This is a genomic window from Actinopolymorpha singaporensis (genome assembly GCF_900104745.1).
Classification (GTDB): Bacteria; Actinomycetota; Actinomycetes; order Propionibacteriales; family Actinopolymorphaceae; genus Actinopolymorpha; species Actinopolymorpha singaporensis.
In genome coordinates this window covers 5,417,234-5,429,621 of sequence record NZ_LT629732.1, presented here as the reverse complement: position 1 = coordinate 5,429,621, position 12,388 = coordinate 5,417,234, and the positions used below count along the sequence as shown (strand labels likewise).

Below are 12,388 nucleotides of genomic sequence, written 5' to 3'. Positions count from 1 at the left end.
GTCCGGGGCGGAGGGCCGACCACTGTAGGTGTCGCACTGCGTAGTCCAGGCCGATGGTTCAGGCCGCAGTGGTGTCACTGTTGAAGCGCCGGCGCCGCAGCGCTAGGGCTCCGCCTGTGATTGCCAGTCCCAGCAAGACGCCGCCAGCGGTGGTCGCGGTACCAGAACCACTGCTCATGCTCGCCCCGTCACCGGTGTTCGGCCCAATGGGGGCGCCGACCGCAGGCGCAGGCTCACTCCCATACGCACGCCCACGCTCAGGCGCGGGCCCGGAGGCGGTGGCCTCCGGTAGCGGCGTGAGCTCCTCGAAGTCCGCGCAGCGTTCGTTCGGGTCGAACGGGTCGTTAGCGTTGTCCGGGTTGACGGTGCAGTCCGTCTGCCAGACCTGCTGCGTGGAGTCGTTCTGGGTCACGATGGTGATCGCGACGTTGTTGCCATGTGCGGTGATCGTCGCGCAGACGACCCCCTCCGGGATGGGGTTCGCTCCCTCCGTCTCGGTGAACAGCACCCAGGGGTTGACACTACCGGCGCCGCGGTTCTCCTTCCAGATCCACAGATCGTTGTCGGTACCGGGCACGAAGACCACGAACTTCTCGTTGTTCTGCTGCGACGAGTCGATACAGCCGTTGAACTTGTTCTTCGGCTTCTTCCACATCGGCAGCGCGTCCGCCTTCGGTGATGCCGCACTAACGGCCGCTGCGTTCTTGGTCGCTGGCGCGGGAGCGGCGCTGGCCGAGCCCGGCATCGAAAGCAGGGCAAGCCCGCACGCCACCGCCAGACCAGCGATGCGCAGTGAGGTAGATTTACCCATCTAATTTCCCCCGTTCGTATCAGATGTTGTAACCAGTGTTGTCTGGCTCATCACGAGTCATGTGATGATCAGTCTGGTTCGCCATCAGATGGTTGCTTGAGACTGCTACCCGAGCCTTCGCGAAAGCCAAACCAGGTTGATTAAGGGGGGAAATCTGCGTGGCCCTTGCCTGGTGACAGGCAATTTTCCGCTCGGACGCAATCCATTCAATCCACCCCTCACGGCTGAGTAGGCGATTGGGTGCATCCGCGCCAAAAGGGATGTGTCACGTGAACCTATTAGTCGCGGCCCTCGGTGGTCATGAGGGATCTGCCAGGAGTAGCCCTCGGGCGCCACAGGAGCCACGAGCAGGCGCCGCGCCAGCACTCCGAGCTGGCGACATGTGCAGGAGAAGCCGTCGAGCTTGAGGTCCGGTGGGGCCGTACGCATCGGTACACATGATCGCGGAAAACGGCGGCCGACCCGCACGCGCCACGAAGGGCGAGTGCGGGCCGGCCGCCGTTCTTCGGATCCTTCGGCCGTCAGGCCGGGTGGGTCAGATGTCGTAGTAGACCTACGAAGAGTCGCTGGCCTGCGAGGATGAGGCGACGCCGGAGGTTCGGTTCACATCGGGTACACCGAGTACAGCGTCAACAGCCCGCCGGGTGCGCTCGTCACTGGAGGGCATCAGATGGGTGCACGTCCGCAGCGTGAGCCCGGGATCGCTGTGTCCCAGGTATGTACTCACGGCCTTGATGGGGCAGACGTCAATGTCCGTGTCCGCTTCCCGTCGGCCACATCACATTCCCAGTTCGCTCAGGCCTGCGTGGTCGTCGGGGCGGCGGCCGATGGGCCAGTGGTACTTGCGCTCAGACTCCTTGATCGGCAGGTCGTTGATGCAGGCGTAGCGGTGCACCATCAGGCCGTTCTTGTCGAACACCCAGTTCTCGTTGCCGTAGGAGCGGTACCACTGGCCCGAGTCGTCGTGGCACTCATACGCGAAACGCACCGCGATGTGGTCATCGGTGAAGGCGAACAGCTCCTTGATCAGGCGGTAGTCGAGCTCCCGGTTCCACTTGCGGGTCAAGAAGGCGACGATCTCCTCGCGGCCGTTGACGAACTCAGCCCGGTTACGCCACCGGCTGTCCACGGAGTAGCCGAGGGACACCGCCTGTGGATCGCGAGTGTTCCAGGCGTCCTCAGCGCCCCGCACCTTCTGCAGCGCAGTCTCTTCGCTGAACGGCGGTAAGGGTGGGCGTGATTCGGACATAACAGCCTCCCTTCAGGGTGGCTAGCTTCCCAGGGGGCGAGATCCGTAACCGTCCGGACCAGGGGTGACAATCCAGCCGGATGCCTCGATGGCGTAGATCTCGAGGAGCCAAGGCCTGCCGTCATAGCCGCAGCATCGCCGGCACCTTGTGTCCGATACGACGGTCAGCGGTACACGTCCGGTACACATGATCGCGGAAAACGGCGGCCGGCCCGCACGCGCCACGAAGGGCGAGTGCGGGCCGGCCGCCGTTCTTCGGATCCTCCGGCCGTCAGGCCGGGTGGATCAGATGTCGTAGTACAGCTCGAATTCGTGCGGGTGCGGACGCAGACGCACGGGGTCGATCTCGTTGGTGCGCTTCCAGTCGATCCAGGTCTCGATGAGATCCGGGGTGAACACGCCACCTTCGAGAAGGTAGTCGTGGTCGACCTCGAGCCGGTCGAGGACCGCCGGCAGGGAGGCCGGCACCTGGTTGACCGCCGCGTGCTCGTCCGGAGGCAGCTCGTACAGGTCCTTGTCGATCGGCTCCGGCGGCTCGATCTTGTTGCGGATGCCGTCGACGCCGGCCATCAGCATGGCCGCGAACGCGAGGTACGGGTTGCAGGACGGGTCCGGCACGCGGAACTCGATCCGCTTGGCCTTCGGGCTCGTACCCGTGACGGGGATCCGCACCGCGGCGGACCGGTTGCGCTGGCTGTAGACCAGGTTGACCGGAGCCTCGAAGCCCGGGACCAGCCGGTGGTAGGAGTTGACCGTCGGGTTGGTGAACGCCAGCAGGCTGGGCGCGTGCTTGAGCAGCCCGCCGATGTACCACCGGCCCATGTCGGACAGGCCGCCGTAGCCGAGCTCGTCGTAGAACAGCGGCTGGCCGTCCTTCCACAGGCTCTGGTGGCAGTGCATGCCCGAACCGTTGTCACCGAACAGCGGCTTCGGCATGAACGTAGCGGTGTGGCCGGCGTTCCAGGCGACGTTCTTGATGATGTACTTGAACAGCATCAGGGTGTCGCCCGCGTGCAGCAGCGAGTCGAACTTGTAGTTGATCTCGGCCTGGCCCGCGGTGCCCACCTCGTGGTGCGCGCGCTCGACCTCGATGCCCGACGCCAGGAGTTGGGCCGTCATCTTGTCGCGCAGGTCGGCGAAGTGGTCGGTCGGGCCGACGGGGAAGTAGCCGCCCTTGTAGCGCGGCTTGTATCCCTTGTTGCCGCCGTCCTGCTCCTTGCCGGTGTTCCACGCGCCCTCGATCGAGTCGATGTGGTAGTAGCCGGCGTTCTGCTTGGTCTCGAACCGCACGTCGTCGAAGACGTAGAACTCCGCCTCGGGTCCGAAGTAGGCGGTGTCGGCGATGTTGCTCGCCTTGAGGTAGGCCTCTGCCTTGGCGGCGACGTTGCGCGGGTCGCGGCTGTAGGGCTCGTCGGTGAAGGGGTCGACGATCGAGAAGTTGATGGCGATCGTCTTGTGCTCGCGGAACGGGTCGACGAACGCGGTCGCCGGGTCCGGAACCAGCTTCATGTCGGATTCGTGGATGGCCTGGAAGCCGCGGATCGACGACCCGTCGAACATCAGGCCGTTGGCGATGTCGTCTTCGGTGAACGACCCCGCCGGCACGTTGAAGTGCTGCATGACCCCCGGCAGGTCACAGAAGCGAACGTCGATGAACTCGACGCCCTCGTCACGTACGAATGCCAACAGCTCGTCGGCGCTTTCGAACATTCGGCCCTCCTCCGTCTCTTGGCAGGCGACGCTAGGAGCTGGCCGTTTCCCTGCCGTATCGCCAATGTTGCGCGCGTGTTACGGCCAGTTTGGCGCACCCGGACCCGGCGCGGGGCACCGACCCTGCACCTCGTCGGGGGCTTCGGAGGGGCGCGGCGGGGGCCCTGTGAAACCCGCGGACAGCCTGTTGGGCGCCGCCAACGGCCCCGTGGGACCACCAGTGTCGGAGGATAACCTCGGAGCATGTCCGAGCAGGAGAGGTCTCGTCGGGGTCCGGTTGCGGCCACCGAGCAGCAGTACGCCGGCTACCGACTGGGCCTGCCCGAGGACGGTCGCGGCGCGCTGGCCGGCTGGGGCGCACGGATCACCGCCCTGCTCCTCGACTGGTTGCTGGCCAACCTGGTGGCGGTCGCACTGGTCCGCGACGCGAGCGTCTGGCAGGCGCCCGTGACAGCCGTCGATTTCGTCCCGCTGATGGTGTTCGGGGTGCAGATCTGGCTGATGACGGCGTTCGTCGGCGCCAGCATCGGCCAGCGGATGCGGCACCTGGTGGTTGCTCGTCTGGACGGCCGGCCGGTGGGTTTCGCCCGCTCGCTGGTCCGTGCGGTGCTCGTGCTTCTGGTGATCCCGCCGCTGGTCGTGGACGCGGACGGCCGCGGCCTGCACGACCGGCTGGCGGGCACCGTGTTGGTACGCGCGCGCTGAGCCTGGGACGGGGCTAATCGGCGGCAGGGGACGCGACGGGCTACCGGGGGCGGGACGCGCCCGGGGGAAGCTTCGCGTTGCGGGGGAGCGGGCCCTTGGGGATCGGCAGTTGGCTCCGGTTGGCCGACAGCGCCTTCAGCCGGTTGAGCACCTCGGTGACCTCGGCCGGGCGGAGGTTGCGGGGGAGCTTCATGACATGGCCGGACAACCTGCGCAGGGGCACCTGACCCTCACCATCGCCGACCACGACGTCGTAGATCGGCGTGTCGGGCGCGACCCGGGCGTGCTTGCGCTTCTCGTTGGCGAGCAGGTTGCCGACCCGGTTGGGCGCACCCTCGGCGACCAGCACGATGCCCGGCCGGCCCACCACGCGGTGTACGACGTCCTGGTTGCGCGTCACCGCGACCGCCGGGTCGACCGTCCAGCCCTTGCGCAGGGTGGACAGGGCGTTGGCCCCGGCGCCGAGCTGGCCCTCCAGGCGGGAGTAGGCGGCCTTCTCCACGCGCCGGCCGAAGAAGATCACCGTGAGCAGTACGGCGAACGGAATGCCCGTGACACCCCACAGGATGGGGTTCTTCAGCACGAAACCGACGGCGACGAACACCACGATCACGGCGAGGAAGATGCCGGCGAGCATCAGCCCGATCCGCGGCTGCACTTCCTTCGTGATCGAGTAGGCGGCGCGGACCTGGGCGACACGGCCTTGTTTGTTCTCGGGAGTCTCGTCGCGCTTGGCCATGGTCGGCTGGTAGGTCCTTCCTCAAGGTGTACGGGGTCGGCTGCCCCGGCACGGGTGGTTGCTCAGCTGGAGGATGCCGGCTGCTCCCGGGACTCCAGCGCCTGGCGGTAGAGCCGGCCGGCGCGGTAGGAGGAGCGGACGAGCGGTCCGGACATCACTCCCGCAAAGCCTAGTCCACGCGCCTCCTCGGAGAGCTCGACGAACTCCTCCGGCTTCACCCAGCGCTCGACCGGGTGGTGGCGTACGGAGGGGCGGAGGTACTGCGTGATCGTCAGCAGCTCGCAGCCCGCGTCCACCAGGTCGCGCATGGCCTCGCTGATCTCGTGGCGTTCCTCGCCCATGCCGAGGATGAGGTTGGACTTCGTGACCAGGCCGTACTCCCTGGCCTGCCGGAGGACCTCCAGCGACCGTTCGTACCGGAAACCGGGACGGATCCGCTTGAAGATCCGGGGCACGGTCTCGACGTTGTGGGCCAGCACCTCCGGCCGGGAGTCGAACACCTCCCGCAGCAGGTCGGGCTTGCCGTTGAAGTCCGGGATGAGGTTTTCCACCCCGGTGCCGGGGTTGAGCTCGTGGATGACCCGCACCGTCTCGGCGTACAGCCACGCCCCGCCGTCGGGCAGGTCGTCCCGGGCGACGCCGGTGATCGTGGCGTAGCGCAGGCCCATCTGGCGGACGCTCTCGGCCACCCGGCGCGGCTCGTCACGGTCCAGGGCGGCCGGCTTGCCGGTGTCGATCTGGCAGAAGTCGCACCGCCGGGTGCACTGGTCGCCGCCGATGAGGAACGTCGCCTCGCGGTCCTCCCAGCACTCGTAGATGTTGGGACAGCCCGCCTCCTGACACACCGTGTGCAGCCCCTCACGTTTGACCAGTGAGCGGAGCTCGGTGAACTCCGGGCCCATCCGGGCCCGGGTCTTGATCCATTCGGGCTTCTTCTCGATCGGCGTCTGGCTGTTGCGCGCTTCGAGGCGCAGCAGCTTGCGTCCGTCGGGGGCCAGCGCAGTCACCCCCTCAGCGTACGGTGCGGTGGCGAGTCGTCCGGAAGTGCGTGCGTACGCCGCCCTCCCGTGCCCCGGGTTTGCTACCCGGGGTTAGGTTGTGCCTCGTGTCTATGTGTGTAGTCATCGCGTCGGGCAATCCGGTCAAGCGCCGCGCCACGCTCGAAGCAGTCAAGGTCGCCCTGGGTGAGGACGAGGTCGATTCCGTCACGGTCGACGTCGCCTCGGGAGTCGCTCACCAGCCGGTCGGCGACGAGGAGACCCTGCGCGGCGCCCGTAACCGCGCCGAGGCCGCCCGGCAGGAACGCCCGAACGCCAACCTGTGGGTCGGCGTCGAGGGCGGCGTGGTCGAACGCGACGGTGCCCTGGACTGCATGGCCTGGATCGTCGTCCTCGGCCGCCGTGAGCCGGACGGCCCGGTCGTCCGCGGCGAGAGCCGGACCGCGACCTTCACCCTGCCTGCGGAGATCGCCGACCGGATTCGCGCCGGCGTCGAGCTCGGCACCGCCACGGACGAGGTGATGGGTGGCACCGACACCAAGTCCACGACCGGAACGGTCGGCCCGCTCACCGGCGGTGTCATCGACCGGGTGGCGTTCTACGCCCACGCGCTGGTGCTGGCGATGGTGCCGTTCCGGAACGTCGACCTGACGTTCCCGTCGGCGGAGCCGGTCCTCGACGGGCGCCCGGAGTAGCCGGGAGCAGTCGGCCGGTGGTGGCGCTGGGCGGCCCCTCGGCCGTCCCGGGCGTGCCCGTACGGCTCAGGCCACCTGGTCGGCGACCGGTGCCAGCGCCTCGGTGAGCCGGCGTTCGACGGCGTCGAGCACGTCGGCTACCCCGACCGGGCGGCCGAGTTCGACCGACAGCGAGGTCGTACCCGCGTCGGTGATGCCGCACGGCACGAACCTGCCGTACGCCGACAGGTCGCAGTCGCAGTTGAGCGCGAACCCGTGCATGGTCACGCCCTGGGCCACCCGCAGCCCGATGGCGGCGATCTTGCGGGCGGGGCCACGCTCGTCGGCGGGCACCCACACCCCGCTGCGGCCCTCGATCCGGACCGTGTGCACGCCGGCGTCGGCGCAGACCGCGATCAGCGCGTCCTCGAGCCGGCGTACGAACGCCACCACGTCGATCGGCTCGGTCAGCCGCACGATCGGGTAACCGACCAGCTGGCCGGGACCGTGCCAGGTGAGCTTGCCGCCGCGGTCCACGTCGATGACGGGTGTGCCGTCGATCGGGCGCTCGTGCGGCTCGGTCCGCTTGCCGGCGGTGAAGACCGCCTCGTGCTCCAGCAGGAGCACCGTGTCGGGGGCCTGGTCGGCGACGCGTGCGGCGTGCAGCTCTCGCTGACGTGCCCAGGCGGAGGTGTACTCGACTGCCTCCGAACCGAAGCCGGCCCGGACGAACCGCATGGAACCCATGACCGCAGCTTAGAACTGTCGGGGATCCCTGCCGTGGAACGGGGTCTCGCCGCGACGCAGGTCACGCCTGATCACCAGGCCTGATCACCATGGAATCATTGGCGCATCATGCAGGGTGACTTCCGCGTCGACGGATACGACATCGAGGGGCTGCTGGGCGCCGGGCCGGCGGGTGAGGTCTGGCTGGCCCGGGAGCAGGCCTCGGGCACCCAGGCGGCGCTGAAGCGGGTCCGCCCCCGCGACCTTGCCGCACAGGAGGAGGCCGGCCGGATCGTCTCCGCCCTCGAGTCGCTGGACCATCCGCACGTCCTGCGAATCCGGGAGATGCTGCCGTACGAGCGCGAGGTCGTGTTCGTCCTCGACTACGCCGAGGGCGGCAGCCTCGGTCAGCTGCTGCTTGCCCGGCCCGCGCTGGACCCCGGCGAGGTCGTCACGATGGCGACCGCCATGGCAGACGCGCTCCAGGCGGTGCACCGGCGCGGCGTCGTGCACGGGGACGTGACACCGGAGAACGTCCTATTCACCGCCGACGCCCGCCCGCTGCTCGCCGACGCCGGCCTGTTGCGCCTGGTGGAGGGCGGCGAGGCGGGCACCGTCGGCTACTCCGACCCGGCCGGCAGCGACGGTACGCCGCCGACACCGGCCGGTGACGTCTACGGTCTGGCCGCCGTGTGCTACACGGCGCTGACCGGCACGCCGCCGGAGCCGGGACTCCGCCGCCGCCCACTGCACCAGGTGGCGCCCGGGGTTCCGCCGGCGCTGGCGCACATCGTCGAGGCGGGCCTGCAGGCCCATCCCGCACAGCGCCCGGCCATGGCGGACCTCGGCGCCCAGCTCGCCGCGGCCTGCCCGAGTGTCCCGGTCCGGTTCCCGTCCGGGCTCGGTGCCGACGACTCGTTGCCGTTCGGGCCGAATCCCGGACCCGGGACCGGTGCCGACTTCGGCATAGGCGCGGGTCCTGCCCCCGGCCGCGCCTCCGGTTCGCGCCCCGGGTCAGGGCGCGCGGGCGAGCCGGCCGCGGAGCGGGGCGGACGGGAGGATCCGGCGCGGGGGAGTGAGACCGGTCGGCGCACCGACGCTCCGGCACCACCGGACTTCCCCAGCGCGTTGGGTGACTTCGCCGCGAACGCCGTCGGCGCGACCACGGACCCCGACTCCGCCGAGCACGAGCCGACCGGCCGCTCCTGGCGCCCCCGCCGCTCCGGCCGATCCGGGCGATCCGGCCGCGTCGAGGCCGCCGACTCCGAGGACGCGGAGGACGGCGGAGACGCCGGAGAGCCCGAGGACGCCGAGGACGACGGGAGTTCGGACCGGGCTCGGCGGCTGCTGATGCTGGGCGGCATTCCGCTGCTGCTGGTGGTGGTCGCGGTCTCCGGCGTACTCGGTTGGCGGGCCGTTCGCGAGCCCGGCCCCGATCCGACATCGACCTCGACGCCGACCTCGGCACCGACCTCGACGCCGACACCGACGCGGGCCTCTGCCATGTCGCCGGCGGAGGCCCGGTGGGCGAAGGTGCTGGACGAGCTCGACCTGCGCCGGGCCAGAGCCTGGAAGGAATGGAACCGCGGGCTGCTCGAGCAGGTCTACACGCCCGGGTCCAGCCCGATGAGCCAGGACCTCGCGGACATGCAGACGTACGCACAACAAGGCGTCACCAGCGTGGACGGTCTCCGTACGCCGATCCTCTCCCTCCACGTGGTGTCGCAGAGTTCGGACCGCGTGGTCGTGGACGCGGAGAGCCAGCTGCGTCCCTACCGGGTCCGGATCGACGGCAACTACTATCCGCACGACGGCAAGCCGCCGAAACGCTTCCGCATCACCCTCGAACGCTCCGACTCGGGCGGATGGCTGATCGCCGCCAGCAAGGAGATCGCCGGTACTACGCCGGCGGAGCCGGCCCGCTAGGTTTCTCGCCCGCTGACGAGACCGTTCGACACCGTTCGACTTCGACACCGTTCGACACCGTTCGACACCGTCCGACCGCACGAGAGGCGACCATGGGGGCGCAGTTTCGCGTACAGGGCTACGACCTGGGTGCGCTGATCAGCGCGAGCGCCACTGGTGAGGTGTGGGAGGCCCGCCGCCACGGCACCGGTGAGCAGGTGGCCCTGCGGCGGATCCGCCCGCGCACGCCGGACGCGCGGGAGGACGTACGCCGGCTCGCGTCCGTCCTCGGCCTGATCGACCACCCGCACCTGGTACGGGTCCACGAGGCCCTGCCTCTCGGGGACGAGATCGTCCTGGTGCAGGACCACGCCGACGGCGGCAGCCTCGACCAGCTCCTGCACGGGCGTGGCCGGCTGGACCCCGGCGAGGTGGTCACCACGGCCGCACCGGTGGCGGAGGCGCTGGCCGCGGCGCACGAGCACGGGCTCCTGCACGGCGACGTGACACCGGAGGCCATCCTCTACACCGCCGACGGGCGGCCGCTGCTCACGGACGTGGGCGTTCTCGCGTTGGTCGAGGGCGGGGAGTCTCTCGGCACGCACGGCTACACCGACCCCGACAGCCCGCCCGGACCGGCGACGAGCCCGGCCGGGGACGTCTACGGGTTGGCCGCGGTCTGTTACACCGCGCTGACCGGCGTGGTTCCGCGACCGGGTCAGGGCCGCCCGCCGCTGGCCGAGGCGGTTCCGGACGCGCCGTCCGGGCTGGTGCACGCCGTCGGAGCGGGGCTGCAGCCGGTGGCGGCTCGCAGGCCCACCGCCGCGCAGTTCGCCGACCTGCTCTACGCCGCATGTCCTCCGGCGCCGGTCCGCTTCCCGGTGGGGCTGGTACTCACCGACGCCGACCTCGCGGCGATGAGCGGCGGCGGTGGGGCAGCGGCACCGGACGCCGTGGCGGCCCCGGAGGACGGATCTGCGCCGGCGAGCCCACCCGCCGAGCGCAGGCCGACCGCGCAGCGGCGCGGCGAGCAGGGGCCGGCCGATCCGGGCGGGTTCGCCTCGCCGGGTGCTCCCGGTGCCCTGGACGACGACCTCGACCTGGACGAGGACGAACGCGGCCCACGGATCGGCCTGATCGCCGCGGTGGCGGCCGCCGTGGTGCTGGTCGCGGGGGCGGTCGTCGGCGGGATCGCGTGGGCGAAGCGCTCCGACAACGCACCGAGCGCCGACCAGACCGGCCCGCCGAGCGCCACGGCGAGCAGGTCACCGACCACCACTGCCACGCCCGGTACGCCTACCCCGAGCGCCACCTCCCGGCCCTCCACCAAGCCGTCGGCAAAGCCGAGCGCGGCCGCCACCCCGAAGGCACCAGCGGGCCCGTCCGGCGCGGAGGCGAGGTGGCGAAGGGTCCTTGCCACCCTGGACGCCCGCCGCGCGCAGGCGTACGCCACGAACGATCCGGCCGTGCTGGCGCACGTCTACTATCCGGCCGGCTCCGACCTGGCCGCCGAGGACCGGACCGAGATCGACAAGTGCGTGCGGGCCGGCTGCCATCTGGAGGGCCTGCGGTTCGCGGTCCGGACGCTGCACGTGGACAGCGAACGCCGCGACCGGGCGGTGCTGCGGGTCGTCGACCAGTTGCAGGCGTACTCCGTGGTCTCCGACGACGGCGAGCGCGTGTCCCGCCCCGCCGGTGAGCCGAAGCACCGCCGGATCACGCTCGTACGGACCGGCCAGGGGTGGTTGATCTCCCGCATCGAGGAGAACTGAGCCGGCGTCACAACAGCGGGCGCTGCGGCTGAGGTCAGCGGCGGCGCAGCGCGCTGTCCACCAGGGCGGTGACGTCGGGAGCGGCGAAGGTGAACCCGGCGTCCAGCAGCCGGCGCGGCGCCAGCCGCACGCTGCCGAGCATCTCCGCCGAGAACTCCCCGAGCGCGGTGCGCAGCGCCACCGCGGGCACCGGCAGCAGCGTCGGCCGGTGCAGCGCCGCGCCGAGCACCTTGGTGAACTCGGCGTTGGTCGCGGGCTCGGGGATCGTGAGGTTGTACGGACCGCGCGCGTCCGCCCGGTCGACCAGGAACTGCACCGCCGACAGCCAGTCGTCCAGCGCGATCATCGGGAGGTACTGCCGCCCCGACCCGAGCCGTCCGCCCGCACCGAACCGGAACTGCCGCTCCATCAGCTTGAACGCCCCGCCGGAACGATCGAACACCGGTGACGTACGCAGGTGGACGACCCGTACGTCCGCGCGTTCGGCGGGCTCGGTGGCGCCCTCCCAGTCGCGGCACAGCTCGGCGAGGAACCCGTCGCCGGCGGGGGAGTCCTCGTCCAGCAGCAGGTCGCCGCGGTCCTTGCCGTAGTAGCCGGTGGCGCTTGCGGACACGAACACCGGCGGGTCGGGAAGGTCGGCCAGCGCCCGGGCGAGCGTCGAGGTGGTGCCGAGCCGGCTGGTCCGGATCGTCTGCCGGTACGACGAGGTCCACGGCACCCGGCCGATGGTGGCCCCGGCGAGGTTGACGACCGCGCCGGCGCCGGAGAATACCTCGGCGTCGACCTGGCCGCGGTCGGGATCCCACTGCGCCTGGTCCTCGCCCTGTGGCGGGCGGCGCACCAACTGAGTCACGTCGTGCCCCTCGCCGGTGAGCCGCGCGCGCAGCGCCTGTCCGAGGAAACCCGACGCACCCGCCAGCACGAATCTCATGCCGTCAGCATGCCCTGCGAGGCGGTCGCCATGCTCGGCCAAGATCGGGTCGGGGAAAGGGCGGAAGCCACCAGATGGCCAGACGCGCGTCGGCCCGTTCCCGGGGTCCGGGAACGGGCCGACCTGCGTTCTGGCCGTGTGCCGGTCGCTTGCTACGAACGGAACGCG

At 70.4% G+C, this 12,388-nt stretch carries 11 protein-coding genes; 4 read left to right on the top strand and 7 right to left on the bottom strand.

What is annotated here, in order from left to right; genetic code table 11:
• Positions 1–58 precede the first annotated feature (58 nt).
• The 3 genes from BLU27_RS24315 to glnA form a co-directional block, all read right to left on the bottom strand.
• Positions 59–811, bottom strand: coding sequence for a hypothetical protein (locus BLU27_RS24315; RefSeq protein ID WP_157728783.1), 753 nt, complete (start codon positions 809–811; stop codon positions 59–61).
• 778 nt (positions 812–1,589) lie between these two features.
• Positions 1,590–2,060, bottom strand: coding sequence for a nuclear transport factor 2 family protein (locus tag BLU27_RS24310; protein ID WP_092655949.1), 471 nt, complete (start codon positions 2,058–2,060; stop codon positions 1,590–1,592).
• Positions 2,061–2,345: 285 nt separating this feature from the next.
• Positions 2,346–3,770 carry a type I glutamate--ammonia ligase gene (gene glnA, locus BLU27_RS24305; RefSeq protein WP_092655948.1) on the bottom strand — a complete coding sequence of 475 codons (1,425 nt, stop codon included), beginning with the start codon at positions 3,768–3,770 and terminating at the stop codon, positions 2,346–2,348.
• A gap of 243 nt (positions 3,771–4,013) precedes the next feature.
• On the opposite strand from glnA, the gene BLU27_RS24300 reads away from it, so the two are divergent.
• On the top strand, positions 4,014–4,475 hold the full coding sequence (locus BLU27_RS24300) for an RDD family protein (protein ID WP_092655947.1): 462 nt from the start codon (positions 4,014–4,016) through the stop codon (positions 4,473–4,475).
• Between the two features lie 40 nt (positions 4,476–4,515).
• Here the strand turns inward: BLU27_RS24300 and BLU27_RS24295 are convergent, their stop codons facing one another.
• The gene (locus tag BLU27_RS24295) at positions 4,516–5,214 is read right to left on the bottom strand and encodes a DUF4191 domain-containing protein (protein ID WP_092655946.1); all 699 of its coding nucleotides are present in this window, start codon (positions 5,212–5,214) and stop codon (positions 4,516–4,518) included.
• Between the two features lie 62 nt (positions 5,215–5,276).
• Positions 5,277–6,221 carry a lipoyl synthase gene (gene lipA, locus BLU27_RS24290; protein ID WP_092655945.1) on the bottom strand — a complete coding sequence of 315 codons (945 nt, stop codon included), beginning with the start codon at positions 6,219–6,221 and terminating at the stop codon, positions 5,277–5,279.
• 104 nt (positions 6,222–6,325) lie between these two features.
• Between lipA and BLU27_RS24285 the strand changes: the two genes are divergently transcribed.
• On the top strand, positions 6,326–6,907 hold the full coding sequence (locus BLU27_RS24285) for a DUF84 family protein (protein ID WP_092655944.1): 582 nt from the start codon (positions 6,326–6,328) through the stop codon (positions 6,905–6,907).
• 66 nt (positions 6,908–6,973) lie between these two features.
• On the opposite strand, the gene lipB is transcribed toward BLU27_RS24285, so the two are convergent.
• Positions 6,974–7,633 (bottom strand): lipoyl(octanoyl) transferase LipB, encoded by a 660-nt coding sequence (lipB, locus tag BLU27_RS24280; RefSeq protein ID WP_092655943.1) that lies wholly within the window; start codon positions 7,631–7,633, stop codon positions 6,974–6,976.
• Between the two features lie 108 nt (positions 7,634–7,741).
• Between lipB and BLU27_RS24275 the strand changes: the two genes are divergently transcribed.
• Positions 7,742–9,538 (top strand): serine/threonine protein kinase, encoded by a 1,797-nt coding sequence (locus BLU27_RS24275; RefSeq protein WP_092655942.1) that lies wholly within the window; start codon positions 7,742–7,744, stop codon positions 9,536–9,538.
• Positions 9,539–9,630: 92 nt separating this feature from the next.
• On the top strand, positions 9,631–11,289 hold the full coding sequence (locus BLU27_RS24270) for a serine/threonine protein kinase (protein ID WP_172805028.1): 1,659 nt from the start codon (positions 9,631–9,633) through the stop codon (positions 11,287–11,289).
• A gap of 34 nt (positions 11,290–11,323) precedes the next feature.
• Here BLU27_RS24270 and BLU27_RS24265 read toward each other — a convergent pair whose 3' ends face one another.
• Positions 11,324–12,220 (bottom strand): TIGR01777 family oxidoreductase, encoded by an 897-nt coding sequence (locus tag BLU27_RS24265; RefSeq protein ID WP_092655940.1) that lies wholly within the window; start codon positions 12,218–12,220, stop codon positions 11,324–11,326.
• Between the last annotated feature and the right edge of the window lie 168 nt (positions 12,221–12,388).

Bases quoted from the DNA above. Each gene is read 5' to 3' on its own strand.
- BLU27_RS24315 (WP_157728783.1), bottom strand. From the start codon at position 811: ATGGGTAAATCTACCTCACTGCGCATCGCTGGTCTGGCGGTGGCGTGC.
- BLU27_RS24310 (WP_092655949.1), bottom strand. From the start codon at position 2,060: ATGTCCGAATCACGCCCACCCTTACCGCCGTTCAGCGAAGAGACTGCG.
- glnA (WP_092655948.1), bottom strand. From the start codon at position 3,770: ATGTTCGAAAGCGCCGACGAGCTGTTGGCATTCGTACGTGACGAGGGC.
- BLU27_RS24300 (WP_092655947.1), top strand. From the start codon at position 4,014: ATGTCCGAGCAGGAGAGGTCTCGTCGGGGTCCGGTTGCGGCCACCGAG.
- BLU27_RS24295 (WP_092655946.1), bottom strand. From the start codon at position 5,214: ATGGCCAAGCGCGACGAGACTCCCGAGAACAAACAAGGCCGTGTCGCC.
- BLU27_RS24285 (WP_092655944.1), top strand. From the start codon at position 6,326: ATGTGTGTAGTCATCGCGTCGGGCAATCCGGTCAAGCGCCGCGCCACG.
- lipB (WP_092655943.1), bottom strand. From the start codon at position 7,633: ATGGGTTCCATGCGGTTCGTCCGGGCCGGCTTCGGTTCGGAGGCAGTC.
- BLU27_RS24275 (WP_092655942.1), top strand. From the start codon at position 7,742: ATGCAGGGTGACTTCCGCGTCGACGGATACGACATCGAGGGGCTGCTG.
- BLU27_RS24270 (WP_172805028.1), top strand. From the start codon at position 9,631: ATGGGGGCGCAGTTTCGCGTACAGGGCTACGACCTGGGTGCGCTGATC.
- BLU27_RS24265 (WP_092655940.1), bottom strand. From the start codon at position 12,220: ATGAGATTCGTGCTGGCGGGTGCGTCGGGTTTCCTCGGACAGGCGCTG.